The 13,864-nt window shown below is 67.8% G+C and carries 10 protein-coding genes and 1 other RNA gene; 7 read left to right on the top strand and 4 right to left on the bottom strand.

Going from position 1 to position 13,864, the window contains the following annotated elements; genetic code table 11:
• Window positions 1-106 precede the first annotated feature (106 nt).
• A complete protein-coding gene (locus CG50_RS00195; protein WP_036633820.1) occupies window positions 107-1,483 on the top strand; it encodes a M20/M25/M40 family metallo-hydrolase in 1,377 nt (458 codons plus the stop codon).
• Window positions 1,484-1,783: 300 nt separating this feature from the next.
• Here the strand turns inward: CG50_RS00195 and CG50_RS00190 are convergent, their stop codons facing one another.
• Window positions 1,784-2,536, bottom strand: a complete 753-nt coding sequence (locus CG50_RS00190) for a DsbA family protein (RefSeq protein WP_036633818.1) — start codon at window positions 2,534-2,536, stop codon at window positions 1,784-1,786.
• 264 nt (window positions 2,537-2,800) lie between these two features.
• Here CG50_RS00190 and CG50_RS00185 point away from each other — a divergent pair, with 264 nt between their 5' ends.
• From CG50_RS00185 to CG50_RS00165, 5 genes are all read left to right on the top strand, one after another.
• Entirely contained in the window at window positions 2,801-3,937 is a 1,137-nt protein-coding gene (locus CG50_RS00185; RefSeq protein WP_036633816.1) for a pyridoxal phosphate-dependent aminotransferase, read from the top strand.
• A gap of 162 nt (window positions 3,938-4,099) precedes the next feature.
• A complete protein-coding gene (locus tag CG50_RS00180; RefSeq protein WP_036633813.1) occupies window positions 4,100-5,353 on the top strand; it encodes an N-acetylmuramoyl-L-alanine amidase in 1,254 nt (417 codons plus the stop codon).
• Window positions 5,354-5,500: 147 nt separating this feature from the next.
• Window positions 5,501-8,020: a penicillin-binding protein 1A gene (locus tag CG50_RS00175; protein ID WP_036633812.1), complete on the top strand. Its 2,520-nt coding sequence runs from the start codon at window positions 5,501-5,503 to the stop codon at window positions 8,018-8,020.
• 102 nt (window positions 8,021-8,122) lie between these two features.
• Window positions 8,123-9,247, top strand: coding sequence for a peptide chain release factor 2 (gene prfB / locus CG50_RS00170; RefSeq protein WP_036633810.1), 1,125 nt, complete (start codon window positions 8,123-8,125; stop codon window positions 9,245-9,247).
• Between the two features lie 4 nt (window positions 9,248-9,251).
• Window positions 9,252-9,806: a P-loop NTPase family protein gene (locus CG50_RS00165; RefSeq protein ID WP_036633809.1), complete on the top strand. Its 555-nt coding sequence runs from the start codon at window positions 9,252-9,254 to the stop codon at window positions 9,804-9,806.
• Window positions 9,807-9,906: 100 nt separating this feature from the next.
• Here the strand turns inward: CG50_RS00165 and ffs are convergent.
• Both ffs and CG50_RS00160 read right to left on the bottom strand, forming a co-directional pair.
• Window positions 9,907-10,003, bottom strand: an RNA gene (ffs, locus tag CG50_RS16415) — signal recognition particle sRNA small type.
• Window positions 10,004-10,070: 67 nt separating this feature from the next.
• A complete protein-coding gene (locus CG50_RS00160; RefSeq protein ID WP_051909262.1) occupies window positions 10,071-12,077 on the bottom strand; it encodes a bifunctional 2',3'-cyclic-nucleotide 2'-phosphodiesterase/3'-nucleotidase in 2,007 nt (668 codons plus the stop codon).
• Between the two features lie 357 nt (window positions 12,078-12,434).
• On the opposite strand from CG50_RS00160, the gene CG50_RS00155 reads away from it, so the two are divergent.
• Window positions 12,435-12,899, top strand: a complete 465-nt coding sequence (locus CG50_RS00155) for an SRPBCC family protein (RefSeq protein WP_036633808.1) — start codon at window positions 12,435-12,437, stop codon at window positions 12,897-12,899.
• 56 nt (window positions 12,900-12,955) lie between these two features.
• On the opposite strand, the gene CG50_RS00150 is transcribed toward CG50_RS00155, so the two are convergent.
• Window positions 12,956-13,840, bottom strand: coding sequence for a prephenate dehydratase (locus CG50_RS00150; protein ID WP_245615531.1), 885 nt, complete (start codon window positions 13,838-13,840; stop codon window positions 12,956-12,958).
• Window positions 13,841-13,864: the final 24 nt, after the last annotated feature.

Raw genomic sequence — 13,864 nt, 5'->3', positions numbered from 1 at the left:
GCCTGTTTATTTGATCGCGGCCCGGGGCCGGCCCCCGGGGCTGGGGGCGCGGTCTCTGGACAGTGCGCGCCCGGGTGCTAGTCTGCGCCGCAAAAAGGAGATGCCGATGTCCATCGAAGCCGTCCTCAACCGGATCGACGAGAACCTGCCCGCCGCGACAGAGCGCCTGATGACGCTGCTGCGCATTCCGTCCATCTCGACCGACCCCGCCTACAAGGCCGATTGCGAGAAAGCTGCCGACTGGCTGGTGGCCGAGCTGACCGATCTGGGCTTCAAGGCCGAGAAACGCCCCGCTCCGGGCCATCCCTTCGTGGTTGCGCGCCATGAAGGGCCCGGCCCGAACCTGCTGTTCTACGGCCATTACGACGTGCAGCCGGTCGACCCGCTGACCCTGTGGGACCGCCCGCCCTTCGAACCCGCGATCGAGCAGACCGCGAATGGCGAGGTGATCCGCGGTCGCGGCTCGTCGGACGACAAGGGCCAGCTGATGACCTTCCTCGAGGCCTGCCGCGCCTGGAAAGAGGTCAACGGCACGCTGCCGGGCAATCTGACGATCTTCTTCGAGGGCGAGGAAGAGTCGGGTTCGCCCTCGCTCATCCCGTTCATGCACGCCAATCACGACGAGCTCGCCTGCGATCTGGCGCTGATCTGCGACACCTCGATGGTCTCGCCCGGCGTGCCCTCGATCGCGGGCCAGCTGCGCGGGATGCTGAAGGAAGAATTTACCCTGCACGGGCCGCGCATCGACCTGCATTCAGGCCATTACGGCGGGCCGGCGCTGAACCCGCTGCGCGAGCTGTCGAAGATCATCGCGAGCTTCCACGACGACACCGGCCGCGTCGCCATCGAGGGGTTCTACGACGGCGTCCACGAGGTGACGGCCGAGCAGAAGCGCCAATGGGCGAATTGCGGCTTCGACGAGAAGGCCTATCTCGGCCATGCCGGGATGACGGTCGCGCATGGCGAACAGGGCTACAGCGCGCTCGAACAGCAATGGGCGCGCCCGACGCTGGAGATCAACGGGCTGTGGGGTGGCTATCAGGGCACCGGCTCGAAGACGGTGATCCCGGCCGAGGCGCATGTGAAGATCACCTGCCGGCTGGTCGGAGACATGGATCCTGCCGATCTGCGCCGCAAGCTGCGCGCCCATGTCGAGGCACGCCTTCCGGTCGATGCGCGCGTCAGCTGGGACACCGATCTCGACGGCGCGCCGGCCGCGGTGATGGATACCTCGCGCCCGGAATACGAGGCGGCGCGTCAGGCGCTCAGCGACGAATGGAACCGCGAGGCGGTGATCGTCGGCATGGGCGGCTCGATCCCGATCGCCTATTACTTCAAGTCGATCCTCGGGATGGACGCGCTGCTCGTGGGCTATGCCAATGACGACGACGCGATCCACAGCCCGAACGAGAAATATGACGTGAAGAGCTTCCACAAGGGCGCGCGCTCCTGGGCGCGCATCCTCGACCGCATCGCCGGCTGAGCCGCACTGCTGCGAAAAAAACTGAAAGGCGGAGAGGGTCCCCTCTCCGCCTTTTTCATGTCGTATCGCGCGGAGGGCAGGGCGGTCCATCGCGGGGACAGCTCACACCCGCATCGCTTCTCCGGGCGACAGCGCCCGCTCGTGACAAGCGGATCGCCTCCATCCCCCGAGACCCTCACGCCCGGCCTCCGGGTGCGGCGCCCTTCCATTCATCTTTCCGAAAATATCCCGGGGGAGGCCGGCCGTCAGGCCGGACGGGGGCAGAGCCCCCTCTTGCTTTCCCCACCCGAAACCGATCGCTCAGCCGCGCGCGGCCGAGACGATCTGCTGCATCTGCGCCATCGGCGCATAGCCGCGCAGCATCCCGTTGCCGATCACGAAGCCCGGCGTGCCCGAGACGTTCAGCGTCTGCGCCAGATCCATGTTGGCCTGCAGCACCGCCGTCACCTCGGGCCCCCCCATCCGCTTCGTGATGGCATCGGCGTCGAGGCCCTGCGCCTTCGCCAGCGCCTTCAGGCTGTCGGGCGTGATATCGCCGCGCTGCGTCATCAGCGCCTCGTGCACCTTGGCATAGGCCGCATCGCCTGCCAGCTGCCGCACCGCGACCGCGAACCGCGCGCCAAGCTCCGACTGCGGCCCGAGGATCGGGAATTCCTTCACCACATAGCGGATCTTGCCGTCGCTCTTCAGCAGCTGGGCGACGTCCGGATAGGCCTTCTTGCAGTAGCCGCAGCGGTAATCCATGAATTCGACCATGGTCACGTCGCCATCCGGGTTGCCGCCCACCCAGTCGTCGGGCGAGCGGAAGATCGCATCGGCATTCTGCGCGATCAGAGCGGCGTCGGTCTGGGCGGCCTGCGCCTGCTGACGCGCCTCGAGCGAGTTGATCGCATCGACCAGCACCTCGGGATGCTGCATCAGATAATCGCGCACGGCGGCACCGAAGGCAGCCTTCTCGCTGTCGGTCATGTTCGACAGATCGAGTGCCGGCGCGGCAACGGGGGCAAGCAGCGCGCCCGAAAGCGCAAGGGCGGCAAGAACGGAACGCTTCATCGCGGGGAAATTCCTTTGCGGATCGCGCCGTTGCGGCGCGCGAGAGAGGGCATGGTGTCGCGCCGATGGCGCTGAAAGCGGCGGCTCGCGCCTGCGACGGGGCGGGGCGCGGGCGTCCGCACCACACTGGCCAATCGCGCGCCCGAGCGCAAGCGGCGCCGGCAGCAGCGCGGCCCAAACCCGCATCGGGCCGCCACGTCCGGCATTGACCCGCGGCGCCGTCGCCCCTATCGCCGGGGGCAACAAGGCGAAACGGAGGTTCCCATGCGCTTGTCGTCCCGTGGTCAGGTCGATCCCTTCATCGTGATGGACGTCATGGAGGCCGCGCGCGCCGCCGAGGAAGCCGGCCGCCGGATCATCCACATGGAGGTGGGCCAGCCCTCGACCCCCGCCCCGGCGCTGGCGCGGGCGGCGCTCGAACGCTCGCTCGACGATCCGCTGGGCTACACCGTCGGCCTCGGCCTGCCGGAGCTGCGCCGCGGCATCGCGGGGCTTTACAAACGCTGGTATGGCGTCGAACTCGATCCCGAGCGGGTGGTGGTCACGGCCGGTTCCTCGGGCGCTTTCGTGCTCGCCTTCTCGGCGCTGTTCGACGCGGGCGACAAGGTGGCCCTCGGCGAGCCGGGCTATCCGAGCTATCGGCAGATCCTGCGCGCCATGTCGGTCACCCCGGTCGCCATGCCGACGAGCGCCGAAAACCGCTTCCAGCCGGTGCCGTCCGATATTCCGGACGGCGTGCAGGGCATGATCGTCGCCTCGCCGGGCAATCCCTCGGGCACCATGCTCGGGCGCGAAGACCTCGGTGCGCTGATCCGGGCGGCTGCCGAGCGCGACATCTCCTTCGTCTCGGACGAGATCTATCACGGGTTGCAATACGGCGCCCCCGCGGTCTCGGCGCTGGAAATCTCGGACGATGTTTACGTCATTAACTCGTTCTCGAAGTATTTCTCGATGACCGGCTGGCGGATCGGCTGGATGGTGGTGCCCGAGGCCCATGTCCGCACCGTCGAGCGGCTGGCACAGAACCTGTTCATCTGCCCGACGCATGCCAGCCAGGTCGCGGCGCTGGCCGCCCTCGACGCCACCGAGGAATGCGAGGCCAACCGCGCCGTCTATACCGAGAACCGCCGCCTGATGCTCGAAGGTCTGCCGGCCGCGGGCTTCACCAAGATCGCGCCGCCCGACGGGGCGTTCTACGTCTATGCCGATGTCTCGGATCTGACCTCGGACAGCGGCGCCTTCGCGCGCGAGATCCTCGACAAGGCCGGGGTGGCGGTGACGCCGGGTCTCGATTTCGATCCGGTGCGCGGCGGGACGACGCTGCGCTTCTCCTATGCCGCCTCGACCCCCGAGATCGCCGAGGCGATTGAGCGGCTGAAGGCCTTCATGGCGGCGCGCTGATCCGGAACAGGGCAGGGGGCGGCCCGACGCCTCCCCCGCCGAAACGCTTTCGCCGTGCAAGGCGGTTTTGCCGGCGGCAAGCCTGCGCTATCATCGCCCGAACACCCGCCTTTGGCGGGGCAGGCGCCGGGAACCACCCGGCCGGGACAGAGCGGAGCAGGCATGAACCTTCTGAGCAGAACGATCGCCCGGCTGTGGCTGGCGCTGACCCTTGCCCTCGCGGTCCTGGGCGCTGCGGGGCCGGCGGCCGCGGACTCGCAACTCTCTGCACTCGCCCGCATCGACCCGGGCTCGAGCGCGATTCTCGCGAATTCCGAGGGCACGCGCATCACCCTCGGCCTCAGCCAGCCGGTGCCGTTCCGCGCCTATATGCTCGACGATCCGCGCCGTCTGGTGGTCGATTTCCGCGAGGTCGATTTCTCCGGTCTCACGCCCGAGGCGATGCTGGCCACGCAGGGGCAGGGGACGATGATCCGCGATTTGCGCTGGGGCCGGTTCCGGCCCGGCTGGTCGCGCATGGTGGCAGAGCTGTCGGCGCCCGCCGCGATCCTGACTGCGGTCGAGGATACCGGCGACGACCCTCATGTCGAAATCCGTCTGGTGCGCTCCACGCCCGCGGCCTTTGCCGCGAAGGCGGGGGCGCCGTCCTCGGCGCTGTGGGATCTGCCCCAGCCCGCCCAGACCGCCGCGCCGCACCGCCGTCAGGACGGGGGGGAGCCGCTGCGCGTCGTGCTCGACCCGGGCCACGGCGGCATCGACCCGGGCGCCGAGATCGACGGGTTGCAGGAAAAGGTGCTGACCCTGACCTTCGCGCGCGAGCTGAAGGAACAGATGACCCGCGCCGGCATGTCGGTCACCATGACCCGCACCGAGGACGTGTTCGTCCCGCTCGAAGACCGCATCACCATCGCGCGCAACGCCGGCGCCGATCTGTTCATCGCCCTTCATGCCGATATCCTGTCCGAGGGGCAGGCGAGCGGCGCGACGATCTATCAGCTGGATGAAAAGTCCGAGGACGAGGCCTCGCGCAAGCTCGCCGAGCGTCACGACCGTGACGATCTGCTCGCAGGCGTGGATCTTGCCGGCCATGACGATGGCGTCGCGGGCGTGCTGATGGATCTCGCGCGCACCGAGACGCAGCCGCGCTCGGTCCGGCTCGCTCAGGTGCTGGCCGGTGCGATCCGCGGTGCCAACCTGCCGATGCACCGCCATCCGGTGCAGAAGGCGGATTTCTCGGTGCTGAAGGCACCCGATATTCCCTCGGTTCTGGTCGAGCTCGGCTTCCTGTCCTCGCCCGACGATCGGCGCCGGCTGCTCGATGACGGCTGGCGACGGCAGATGGCGGGGGCGATCACGCAAGGCGTGCTGAACTGGGCCAAGGCCGACGCGGCCGAGGCCCGGCTGTTGCGCAGATAGCTGCCGTCGCCCGGGCCGTTTCGTGCCGGTCTGACGCCGAGTTGCTTTGACCGCGCCGCCTGTGCAGGGTATAGGGCGAAAATCCCGGCCAGCGTCTGCCGGGCCGGCCCGGGCCTGTGCGGCGGGCCTGCGCATTGGGGGTGACGTTTGATCCGTTTTCTGTTCTCGACGATCGGGGGGCTGTTCTCCTGGATCGTGACCGGGGTGGTTTTCGCCGGGCTCATCGCGGGCTGCGTGTTCTGGATCTATTCGCGCGATCTGCCGAGCTACGAGATGCTCGAGCAATACACGCCGAAGACGATCTCGCGCGTCTATTCCGGCGAGGGCCGGCTGATCGACGAATTCGCCGATGAGCGCCGCATCTTCGTGCCCATCGACGCCGTGCCGCCGATCGTGAAACAGGCTTTCGTTTCGGCCGAGGACCAGAATTTCTATTCCCACAAGGGTTACGATCTGCAGGGCATCGCTTCGGCGCTGCTGACCTGGGGGCGGTCGGGCTTCCACGACCTGCGCGGCGGCTCGACGATCACCCAGCAGGTGACGAAGAACCTGCTGCTCGACGGCTCGCGCTCGATCGAGCGCAAGGTGAAGGAAGTGATCCTTGCCTCGCGCATCGAACATGTGATGTCGAAGGACCAGATCCTCGAGATCTATCTGAACGAGATCTTCCTCGGTGCGAACAGCTATGGCGTGGCCGCCGCGGCGCAGACCTATTTCAACAAGACGCTGGCGCAGCTGACCCCGGGCGAGGCGGCCTATCTGGCGGCGCTGCCGAAGAAACCTTCCGAACTGAACCCGGTGCGCAACTATCAGACCGCGATCGACCGGCGCAATTACGTGCTGCGCCGTCTCTACGAGGACGGCCACATCGACGAGGCCACGCTGAAGGCCGAGCAGGCAGCGCCGCTGAAGACGGTGCAGAACGGCGACTTCCAGCCGTTCCGCGCCACGCTGCCGCCGCGCGATTACTTCACCGACGAGATCCGCCGCCAGCTGTCGCGCAGCTTCGGCCAGGCCGAGTTCTTCGGCGGCGGCCTGACGATCCGGGCGACCATCGACCCGGACATGCAGTCGGTCGCGGCGAAGGCGCTGCAGGACGGGCTGGAGAAATACGACCGCGGCCTAGGTATCTGGCGCGGCACCGGCGCGACGATCCCGGCCGCGAAGCTCGGCACGGAACAGTCCTGGCGCGACGCGCTCGACGACGTGCCGACCGACAAGGCGCCGCGCGACGTGGCGGGCTGGTTCCCGGCGGTGGTGCTGTCGCTCAATGACAAGGCGGCGCAGGTCGGCGTGATGGATCATCCGGGCACCGGCACGGTTCCGGTCGCGGACATGACCTGGGCGCGCAAGGACGGGCGCGGCACGGCACGGGCGCGCAAGCCCTCGGATCTGCTCGCGGTGGGCGATGTGGTCGAGGTCAAGCAGGTGGACGATCACTGGTCGCTGCGTCAGGTGCCGCAGGTCGAGGGCTCGTTCATGGCGATGGACGTGAACACCGGCCGCGTCATCGCGATGCAGGGCGGGTTCAGCTACCAGTCCTCGGTGTTCAACCGTGCAACCCAGGCCTGGCGCCAGCCCGGCTCGAACTTCAAGCCCTTCGTCTATGCCGCCGCGCTCGACAGCGGTTACACCCCGGAAACCGTCGTCGTCGACGCGCCGATCGAGGTGAACACGCCGCAGGGCCTGTGGCGGCCGAAGAACTCGGAGAACAAGTATTACGGCCCCGTGCCGCTGCGCATCGGTCTCGAACAGTCGCGCAACCTGATGACGGTGCGCGTGGCGCAGGACATCGGCATGGATACCGTGGCGAAATACGCCGAGCGGTTCGGCGTCTACGACCCGATGCAGCCCTATCTGGCAAACGCCCTCGGTTCGCAGGAAACGACGATGTTCAACCTCGTCGCGGCCTATGCGATGTTCGCCAACGGCGGTCAGCGGGTAGAGCCGACGCTGGTCGACCGGGTTCAGGACCGCTGGGGCCGCACGATCTACCGTCACGATCAGCGCGATTGCGAGGATTGCAAGCAGCAGAACATCGCCAAGGGCCTCGGCCCGCGCGTGGTGGCCGAGCGCGAGCAGGTCATCGACCCGATCACCGCCTATCAGGTGGTCTCGCTGATGCAGGGCGTGATGCAGCGCGGCACCGGGCACGGGATTTCGCTGCCGGTGCCGGTGGCGGGCAAGACCGGCACGACGAACGACGCCAAGGACGTGTGGTTCACCGGCTATACCTCGAACCTCGTGGCGAGCTGCCACATCGGCTATGACCAGCCCAAGACGCTCGGCCGCTCGGCTTATGGCGCGACGCTGTGCGGGCCGGTGTTCCAGCAGTTCATGACCCAGGCGGTCAAGGTCTATGGCGGCAGTGCCTTCAAGGTGCCGCCGGGGGGCTACTGGGCGAAGTTCGACCGCTACTCGGGCACGCGTCTGTCCGACGATGCCTCGGGCGACAACGTGCAGGCCGAATATCTGCGCCCGGGTCAGGAGCGTCACAACGACGGCGAGATCGTCGATGGCGGCTTCGCGATGGGGCAGAACCTGCCGCTGTTCCAGCAGGGCGAGACGGATCAGGGCGACGCCGAGGTCACCACCTCCACCGGCGAGACCAAGGTGATCCCGAAGAAGGCCGATTACGGCACGCTCAGCTCGGGCGGGCTTTACTGAGGACTGAGGACCGGGGGGGGGAGGGGCGATGGCGCCGGGCTTGCCCGCGCCGCCCCGAGCCTGTATCACGCGGCCCTGAAGACATTGAAGGTTGGGAAAGACATGCGCGCCGAAACGCAGAACATCGTGGACGCGATCCGCAAGACGCTGAAGCTGCTGGGGCAGCGCATGGACTGGGAGACGGCGCCGCATCGCCTTGAGGAGTTCAACGCGCTGATCGAGGACGGCGATCTGTGGTCGGATCCGGCGCGCGCGCAGAAGCTGATGCGCGACCGTCAGGTGCTGCTCGATCAGGTCGAGACCTATCGTCTGATCGACCGCGAGCTGACCGACAACGTGGATCTGATCGAGCTTGGCGAGGCGGAGAACGACCCCGACCTGATCGCCGAGGCCGAGAAGAGCCTCAAGGAGCTGAAGGTCACCGCCGATCAGAAGGAGCTGGAAGCGCTTCTCGACGGCGAGGCGGACGGCAACGACACCTTCCTCGAGGTCAACTCGGGTGCGGGCGGCACGGAAAGCTGTGACTGGGCCTCGATGCTGGCGCGGATGTATGTCCGCTGGGCCGAGAAGAAGGGCTACAAGGTCGAACTGCAATCCGAGACCCCCGGTGACGAGGCGGGCATCAAGTCGGTGTCCTACAAGATCTCGGGCAAGAACGCCTATGGCTGGCTGAAGTCGGAATCGGGCGTGCATCGTCTGGTGCGGATCTCGCCTTACGACTCGGCGGCGCGGCGGCATACCTCTTTCAGCTCGGTCTGGGTCTATCCGGTGGTCGACGACAACATCGACATCACGATCAACCCGAACGACATCCGCATCGACACCTATCGTTCGACCGGCGCCGGCGGGCAACACGTCAACACCACCGACTCGGCGGTGCGGATCACCCACTTCCCGACCGGCATCGTGACGACCTCCTCGATGAAGTCGCAGCACCAGAACCGCGAGGCGGCGATGAACGCGCTGAAGGCGCGGCTCTATCAGCTGGAACTCGACAAGCGCAACGCGGCGATCACCGCGCAGCATGACGCCAAGGGAGAGGCCGCCTGGGGCAACCAGATCCGGTCCTACGTGTTGCAGCCCTACCAGATGGTGAAGGATCTGCGAACCGGCTACGAAACATCGGACACGCAGGGCGTGCTCGATGGCGACCTTGACGGGTTCATGGCGGCGACGCTGGCCCTTGGCGCGGCCGGCAAGAGCCGCACCGACGCGCAGGCGGACTGAGGCGATGGCGGCGCGGGTCTATATCACCGGCGCCGCGGGTTCGGGGACCTCGTTTCTGGGGCAGGCTCTGGCCGAAAAGCTCGGCGTGCCGCATCTCGACACCGACGATTTCTTCTGGTCGCCGAGCGATCCCCCCTATACCGAGCAACGCCCCCTTGAGGAGCGTCTGGCGCTGATCGCGGCCGAGCAGCTGGCCCAGGGGCCTCAGGGCGGCTGGGTGCTGTCGGGTGCGGCCGATGGCTGGGGGGACGTGGTGATCGACGGCGCGCAGCTGATCGTCTTTCTGAGAACGCCGACGCCGGTGCGTCTGGCCCGTATCCGCCGCCGCGAAGGGGCCAAGTTCGGCGACAGGATCAAGCCGGACGGCGACATGTATGCCAATCACAAGGAATTCCTGAACTGGGCGGCGTCCTACGACGATCCGTATTTCCGTGGCCGCAGTCTGCAGCGGCACCTCGACTGGCTGAGCGGCCGGGCCGAGCCGGTGCTGGAGCTTGCCGGCACTCAGCCGCTTGAAAAGCTGCTGGCCGCCTGTCTGGACGCGCTCGGGCCGCAGTAAGGCCGGGGCGCGGTCATGCCGGGGTGGAACGGTCTTCCCGCCACGGCTGCTTTCCGGCCTGCAGGGCCGCAGCAGGATCGCCGCATTTTCGGAGGGAAAAGGTGAGAGGCTGGACAGCGACCCAAGCGGGGCTCGTTGCGGCTGCTTCCTTCCGGACCTGACCGGGTTGGCGAGGCGCTCGCCCGCGCCAACCTCTCGCTGGCCGATATAGAGAGCGCGCCGGACGATTGCAAGGCGGGATTGGTGGGGGGGCCGGGGATCGGCTTACAGTGTCATGCGCAGTTTCAGAAAGCCCTGCGCGGTCAGCCCGATCTCCTCGAGGCGTGCGCCCTCGGCTTCATGCAGCCGGCCGCGCGCCGCGGGGGCGGTGTCGAAGGTGACGGTGGCGCCGGGCAGGGGGGTGAAGCGCCAGTTGTGCCGCGCGCGCGGCCGGAACCCGCCGTGGGCCTCGGCGTGCTGCAGCACCAGATCGCGCAGGTTCGCCTCGTCGCCGAACAGGATGGGCGACGCCGCGACGCGGGGGAAGCCCCCGGCGCCCGAGCTGCGATAGGTGTTGGTCGCGACGATGAAACGCTGTCCGGGCGTGACTGGCTGGCCGGCATGGCACAGCGCCCGGATACGCCGCGCCCCCGGATCGGCGAGACATCCGCCCGGGGTGAAACGGGCCGGCTGAGTCAGGTCGATTTCGTAGCTGAGCCCCGAGATGGTGTCGAAATTGTAGCACGGGAACGCCGGGTTCATCAGCGTGGCATCCGTTGCGCCGGGTGCGATGCGCAGAAATGCCCCCGCTGCGTGTTCGAGCCAGTCGGCGAGTTCCTCTCCGGTCACGCACAGCGCGCTTGCGAGGTTCGGATAGCCATAGAGGTCGATCACGTCGCGCATGGTGACGGGGCCGGCCGGAATGTCGACGTAATGGCGTGGCCCGCCCCTGCCGCCGGCCTTGCTGGGGGCGACGGCGGAGAGCAGCGGCAGCTCGCCTTCGGCGGTGCCGGCGAGGCGGGCGCGGATGAACCCGGCCTGCACATCGGCCACCACATCGAGCGCTGCGCAGGGCGCGACGGTGGCAAAGAAGCTGGTCAGCGGCCGGTCGGTGCGACCGATGACCCGCGACAGCCGGTCGATCATCTCGTTATGCGCAGGGGTCGCGAGCGTGACGACGCGCGGATGCTCGCGCACCACCGAGACGAGGCTTTGCGGCCCGGTCCGGCGCGCCACCGGGCGCAGTCCCGCTTGGCTTTCCGACGGCCGCCAGCGTCCGTCCCCGTCGCGGCGCAACACCAGGTCGATGACACCGAGATGCGATCCCCACCGGCCCGGCAATACCGCCGGGCGGCCGTTCAGCAGCCCGCGTCCGGCGTCGATCCCGCAGGCCAGATCGGCAGGGCTGTCGGGGGCGTTCGGCGTGGGAAAGGGCATGTGGCTGTGCCCGCAGATCAGCGCGTCGATCCCCTCGACCGCGGCCAGCGCGAGGGCGAGGTTCTCGGAGGGCATCGCCCCCTCCGGGCGGAGCGGCTCGATCCCGGTATGGGCGAGCGCGATCACGATGTCGGCGCCGGCCGCACGCAGCTGCGGCACGATGAGTTGCGCTGCCTCGGCCATCCCGCGCGCGCCGAGACGGTCGGCGAGGCGCGGCCGGTCGCCCTCGGTCGCCTCGGGCGGCAGCAATCCGATGATCCCGATGCGCAATCCGTGCCGCTGCCCGTCGCGGGCGCGGAAGCTGCGCTTCAGGATGGTCGATGGCAGAACCGGCCAGCGCAGCACCGGCCATTGCGGTTGCGGCCAGCGCCGTCGCTCTGCCTGCCGCCAGCCGGCTTCCAGCGCGGTCATGTTGCTCAGCAGCAGCGGATGGCGGGCATCGCGCAGCACCCGCACCAGATAGTCGAGCCCGAAGTTGAACTCGTGATTGCCGATCATGCCCGCGTCGTAACCCAGTGCATTCATCGCGGCGATCATCGGGTGGATTTCGGTTTCGCTCAGGCCACGGCTCTGGCCCCAGTAATCGACCAGCGGGGTGCCCTGAAGAAAGTCGCCATTGTCGAACAGCAAGGTGTTCGGATGCTCGGCCCGGGCCTCGGCGATCAGCGAGGCGATCCGCGCCAGCCCGGTATCGGGGGTGGGCAGGCCGGTCGCGTAGTCATGGCCGCGCAGATGGCCGTGCAGGTCGGTCGTGGCGAGGATGCGAAGCTCCAGCGCGTCATCGGAGGTCGGACAGTTCGACGGCTGGCAGGTTGCCGGATTTCCGTGTCGCGGGCCACTGTCCCTGAGTGTCATGGAGCCTCCGAAAACCCGAGAATGCGGGTGCGCTGAGATCCGGACCGGACGCTCTGTCCGCCGCTGCCTCCGGCCCGGGAGCCGACAGCGGACAGTTCGTTAGCCATAATTCTTATCCTTGGCGTCCTACTTGAAAATCAATGCTAAATCTGCGCAGGGGCGGGGGATTGGTTCGTCTGTATGCAGATATGTCACGGCCCCGGATGCGGGGCGCGGCAACGGCCGGTTTCGCGGCCCGCGCTCGCCCGTCGACCGATGTGGGTGCGCTTGCCACACTTCTGCCGCGGAAGCGCTGTTGGTAAAGTCATGGCCGCAGTCCCGCGACGGCGGACCGAATCGAGAAGAAGAGGTTTTGCGATGAAATTTTCCAGCCGGGTCGAGGTCGATGCACCTGCCCCTTCCGTCTTCGCAGAACTCAGCGATTTCGTGGCGATCGACGCGCTTGCGCAGCGGCGGGCCATCTTGGTGCGGCGCACAGATACGCTGGCCGCCCCCGGACCGGGGATGAGCTGGCTGGTCGATTTTCGCTTTCGCGGACGGATGCGGCACATGGACGTGACGCTGACCCGGTTCGAGACGCCCGAGGTCATGGAATATCATGCCCGCACGCCGGGGTTCGAAATCCTGTGCCTGTTGCAACTTGTGGCGCTGGCGCGGGCGCGGACACGGGTGATCGTCACGCTGGAGGTGCGGCCGCGCACGCTGGGGGCGCGGCTGCTGACGCAGTCGGCGCGGCTCGGCCGTTCGGCGCTGGAGCGGCGCTTCGACGAGCGGATCCACAAGCTGGGCGATCGCCTAGACGAGAAACTCAACCGCGACTGAGCCCGGGCCCGGGGCCGTCCCCGGACCGCGGTCCCCGGACGTCAGCCGCCCCCGGCTCAGTCGTTGCGGCGCGGATCTTCGGGATAGACGCCCAGAAGGTCCATGTGCGAGGTGAAAAACTTCAGCTCTTCCAGCGCCAGACGCACGTTCGCGTCCTCGGGGTGGCCCTCGATGTCGGCATAGAACTGCGTCGCGGTGAAATTGCCGTCGACCATGTAGCTTTCGAGCTTGGTCATGTTCACGCCATTCGTCGCGAAGCCGCCGAGGGCCTTGTACAGCGCGGCCGGGATGTTGCGCACCCGGAACACGAAGGTGGTCATCATCTTGCCCGGGCCGCGGCGCGAATAGTCGGGCTCGCGCGCCATGATCAGGAAGCGGGTGGTGTTGTGGGCGTTGTCCTCGATGTCGCGCGCCAGCACTTCGAGGCCATGGATCTGCGCGGCGATCTCGGAGGCGAGGACGCCCTCGTTCGGCGCCTTGCTGATCGCGAGTTCCGCCGCGGCGCCGGCGCTGTCGGCCGCGGCCTGTCCGGCGATGCCATGCTCGCGCAGGAAGCGCGACGATTGCGGCAGCAGCACCAGATGTGCGCGCACCTTGCGGATGTCGGCAAGTTTGCGGCCAGGCACGCTCATCAGTGCGATACGCACCCGCACGAAAGCCTCATCGACGATATGCAGCCCCGAGAACGGCAGCATCCGGTGAATGTCGGCGACCCGGCCATAGGTCGAGTTCTCGACCGGCAGCATGGCGAGGTCGGCGCGGCCCGAGCGCAAGGCCTCGATCACGTCCTCGAAGGTGGGGCAGGGCAGCACCGTCATGTTCGGCCGCGCGTTGTGGCAGGCCTCGTGCGAATAGGCGCCGAGTTCCCCCTGAAAGGCGATCACGCCGGTCTGTGCACGGCTGTCCCCGCCCATGGTCGCCCCAATGCTCTCGGTGGTCATGATTTCCTCCGTCGTTTCGGCCTG

The sequence above is a fragment of the Paenirhodobacter enshiensis genome, from assembly GCF_000740785.1.
In the GTDB taxonomy this organism is placed as follows: Bacteria; Pseudomonadota; Alphaproteobacteria; order Rhodobacterales; family Rhodobacteraceae; genus Rhodobacter; species Rhodobacter enshiensis.
Note: the sequence above shows the minus strand (reverse complement) of the source record. Positions and strands in the feature narration are given on the sequence as shown.

Bases quoted from the DNA above. Each gene is read 5' to 3' on its own strand.
- prfB (WP_036633810.1), top strand. From the start codon at position 8,123: ATGCGCGCCGAAACGCAGAACATCGTGGACGCGATCCGCAAGACGCTG.
- CG50_RS00165 (WP_036633809.1), top strand. From the start codon at position 9,252: ATGGCGGCGCGGGTCTATATCACCGGCGCCGCGGGTTCGGGGACCTCG.
- CG50_RS00160 (WP_051909262.1), bottom strand. From the start codon at position 12,077: ATGACACTCAGGGACAGTGGCCCGCGACACGGAAATCCGGCAACCTGC.
- CG50_RS00190 (WP_036633818.1), bottom strand. From the start codon at position 2,536: ATGAAGCGTTCCGTTCTTGCCGCCCTTGCGCTTTCGGGCGCGCTGCTT.
- CG50_RS00195 (WP_036633820.1), top strand. From the start codon at position 107: ATGTCCATCGAAGCCGTCCTCAACCGGATCGACGAGAACCTGCCCGCC.
- CG50_RS00185 (WP_036633816.1), top strand. From the start codon at position 2,801: ATGCGCTTGTCGTCCCGTGGTCAGGTCGATCCCTTCATCGTGATGGAC.
- CG50_RS00180 (WP_036633813.1), top strand. From the start codon at position 4,100: ATGAACCTTCTGAGCAGAACGATCGCCCGGCTGTGGCTGGCGCTGACC.
- CG50_RS00155 (WP_036633808.1), top strand. From the start codon at position 12,435: ATGAAATTTTCCAGCCGGGTCGAGGTCGATGCACCTGCCCCTTCCGTC.
- CG50_RS00150 (WP_245615531.1), bottom strand. From the start codon at position 13,840: ATGACCACCGAGAGCATTGGGGCGACCATGGGCGGGGACAGCCGTGCA.